This window comes from Flavobacterium sp., from assembly GCF_035760125.1.
Classification (GTDB): Bacteria; Bacteroidota; Bacteroidia; order Flavobacteriales; family Flavobacteriaceae; genus Flavobacterium.
This window is the reverse complement of sequence record NZ_DASTTN010000491.1, coordinates 1-3,354: the sequence shown is the minus strand read 5'-3', so window position 1 is coordinate 3,354 and position 3,354 is coordinate 1. Positions and strand designations below refer to the sequence as shown.

4 protein-coding genes are annotated in these 3,354 nt (G+C 32.4%); 1 reads left to right on the top strand and 3 read right to left on the bottom strand.

Translation table 11 applies throughout. The features are described 5' to 3' along the window. From VFS71_RS17530 to def, 3 genes are all read right to left on the bottom strand, one after another. A partial coding sequence (locus VFS71_RS17530; protein ID WP_326402901.1) for a MazG nucleotide pyrophosphohydrolase domain-containing protein occupies positions 1-312 on the bottom strand: 312 nt, incomplete at its 3' end. 118 nt (positions 313-430) lie between these two features. Beyond that, complete coding sequence (locus tag VFS71_RS17525; RefSeq protein WP_326402900.1) at positions 431-910, bottom strand: DUF5606 domain-containing protein; 480 nt, start codon at positions 908-910, stop codon at positions 431-433. Positions 911-954: 44 nt separating this feature from the next. Continuing rightward, complete coding sequence (gene def, locus VFS71_RS17520; RefSeq protein WP_326402899.1) at positions 955-1,542, bottom strand: peptide deformylase; 588 nt, start codon at positions 1,540-1,542, stop codon at positions 955-957. A 194-nt stretch (positions 1,543-1,736) separates the two neighbouring features. On the opposite strand from def, the gene VFS71_RS17515 reads away from it, so the two are divergent. Next, positions 1,737-3,354 (top strand): FUSC family protein (locus VFS71_RS17515; RefSeq protein WP_326402898.1); only part of this gene is annotated, 1,618 nt, incomplete at its 3' end.

Below are 3,354 nucleotides of genomic sequence, written 5' to 3'. Positions count from 1 at the left end.
ACTGTAAATATGAGGATGCCTGTGAATGAGTTTTTCACAAATATCATTACACACGTCAGCCATATCAAAATCGTTCGTTTCACTGCCTATTTTGGCATAAAAAACAATATGCAGCAGCAAATCTCCCAATTCCTTTTTTACTTCATTTAAATCATTGTCTAATATCGCGTCCCCCAATTCATAGGTTTCCTCAATAGTAAGATGGCGAAGCGTTTGCATAGTTTGCTTTTTGTCCCAAGGACATTTTTCACGCAAATCATCCATTATGTCCAATAATCTCTTAAAAGATTGAAGCTGAAGGTCTTTGTTCATTTTTATTTTTTTGAAATTGGGAATTAAAATTCTTTCAGAATTATTATTCAATATAGATTTAAAATAAAAATCCTGCCAAGAAAATCTAGGCAGGATAAATATACTGAATTTGTGCTAATTACTCTTTTTTAGCTTTTGCTTTTTTAGCAGGAGCTTTCTTTTCGGCAACAACTTCTTCTGCAACTGGAGCAGCTTCTTCAGCCACAACGGGAGCTTCATTCACAAGCAAACCTTTTTCTTGCAACGTGTTGTACCAGCTAACTATTTTCTTCACATCAGATGCATATACTCTTTCTTCATCATACTCTGGCAATACTTCTCTAAAGTAAGACAATAATGTTGCATTGTCTTCTTTATGTGAAATAGTTTGTCCTTTGTTTTCTTTTTTGGCAATGTTTTGCATAATTTCAGCCAAAGGTTTTTCACCTTCATAAGTATAAATAGAAATTTCAGACAATAGACTTACATTGCTTTTCAAACTTACTGTAACTTTTTTTCCATCCAATAATGACTCAGCAACAAAACCTGTACGTGTCTGTACTTTTAAAACATATAAACCTGGTTTCCCTGAAATCGATAATATTTTCTCTAAACTCATTTTTACTTTTTTTATTTATTTTTTTATTGAAACGAATGTATAAATTATCTTCCCTTTTTGGCAAAAAACTTCATTCTATAATCTTGAAATGTTTTCCCCTCGGTGATGTTTTTTAATTTTTTCTGGATCAAACGCTTTTTCAAAGATGATATTTTATCGGTAAATAAAATCCCTTCGATATGATCGTATTCGTGTTGAATCACCCTTGCTATCAAACCATCAAAAACTTCGGTTTTCATAACAAAATCTTCTTCACAATATTCAATGGTTACCGTTGGCTTTCTGTACACGTCTTCACGCACATCAGGAATACTCAAACAGCCTTCATTAAAAGCCCATTCTTCACCTTCTTCTTTTATAATCTTAGCATTGATAAAAGTTTTTTTAAAACCTTTCAATTGATTTTGCTCTTTATCTTCCAAATCCTCATCATCACTAAATGGAGTAGTATCAATAACAAATAATCGCAATGATAACCCCACTTGCTCTGCAGCAAGACCAACCCCGCTTGCATTATACATGGTTTCATACATGTTTGCAATAATTTCTTTTAAATTTGGATAATCTGGAGTAAGTTCCTCCCCTATTTTTCTTAAAACAGGATCACCATATCCTATAATTGGTAATATCATTTGATTTATTTTTATTAATATCTAGCGCAAATAAAGGAAAAAATCCACTTTATTAAGTTGGCAAAAGTAGTAAAAAAATAGATAATGAATAATCTACATTTGATAATTAGCATATTTTTGTACAATTGTATTGATAGCTTATATAAAATCTTACGAAGCCATTTATAACTTATCTTTGTATCAAATGAAATTCCATGATTACCAAAATAGAAAAATTCACTGATAGCACTTATTTCACAAATGCATTAAAAGCAACTATATCAGCAGTTCTTCCCGTTTTGATATTTACTTATTTTGGCCTTTTTGAAATTGGTTTTACCATTGCCCTTGGTGCTTTTTTGACTTATCCAAGTGATATCCCAAGCAGTTTGACACATAAGATAAATGGAATTATTGTCACCGCTATTTTGATAGCAGGAGTCAATTTATTAATCAATCTCACCTACCCCATTCCCTTTATTTTTTATCCCTTTTTCTCCATATTAGTATTCATATTGGCGATGTTGTCCGTGTATGGACAAAGGGCTACTTTCACATCCTTTTCTGCTTTATTATCTGTATCGTTATCTTTCTCCCATTTGCATACTGGGTTAGAAATGGTCCAGCACTCAGCATTAATACTTGCTGGAGGTTTATTTTATTTAATCATCTCATTGCTATTTCATTACTTAAGACCCTATCGTTACGCTGAATTACAAGTTGCTGAATGCATCAAATTAACATCAAAATACCTAAAACTAAGAGGAGATTTATGGAACAGCGTTGCCGACAGAAAAGTAATTCTCGAAAAGCAATTGCATTTACAAGTTGAACTCAACGCCATTCACCATAATATCCGAAGAGTTCTTATCGGGAAACAAATTAATGCCGTTTCTTCCAATCAAAACCGAAAAATGCTCATTGTGTTTATTTCTTTGGTAGAAATATTAGAATTAGCACTATCAACTTCATTCGACCATAATCGATTGCATCAAAAATTTGAAAAGCATCCTAAAACATTGGCGACTTACCAAAATTTAGCCTATAATCTTGCATCAACATTAAAACAATTATCGCAAAACATTGAAAAAAGAACCAATTATATCCCAAAACATAAATTATCCAAACATTTATTAGCTCTTGAAACTGCTATAAATGAATATGAAAACGAATTGGGAAAAACAGAGGCTTCCGAGGGGGTTTTAATGCTAAAAACCATGCTCGAATATGCGGAGAAACAGGTCGAGAAAATCAAAGTAATAGAACGCGCTTTCACATCAGTATCCAACACTTATGATTTTAAAGGAAAAGATAAAGATCTAGAAAAATTTTTAGCTCCTCAATATTACCCAATTAGTACATTTATTGAGAATATAAGTTTTTCGTCAACTATATTTAGACATTCTTTACGATTAACGGTCACACTTATTCTTGGAGCCATTATAGGTAAATTACTTCCGTTTCAAAATGAATATTGGATTTTGATGACCATCATAATCATCATGAGACCAGGTTATGGATTGACCAAACAGAGATCCATACAGCGTGCTATTGGTACTGTCATTGGAGGTATCATTGCATTCAGTATTTTATCTTTAATGCCTACACATTTTTTATTAAGCATTTTGGCGATACTGTGTATGTTGCTTGGATTTTCTTTTGCACAAACCAAATATACGGTAAGTGCTACTTTTGTGACCATGTATATTGTATTCCTGCATGGAATATTATCGCCCGATTTTGTAAATGTTATCCAATTTAGAATTGCTGACACTTTAACGGGAGCTTTATTAGCTTATCTTGCCAATCATTTTTTATGGCCATCTTGGGAAT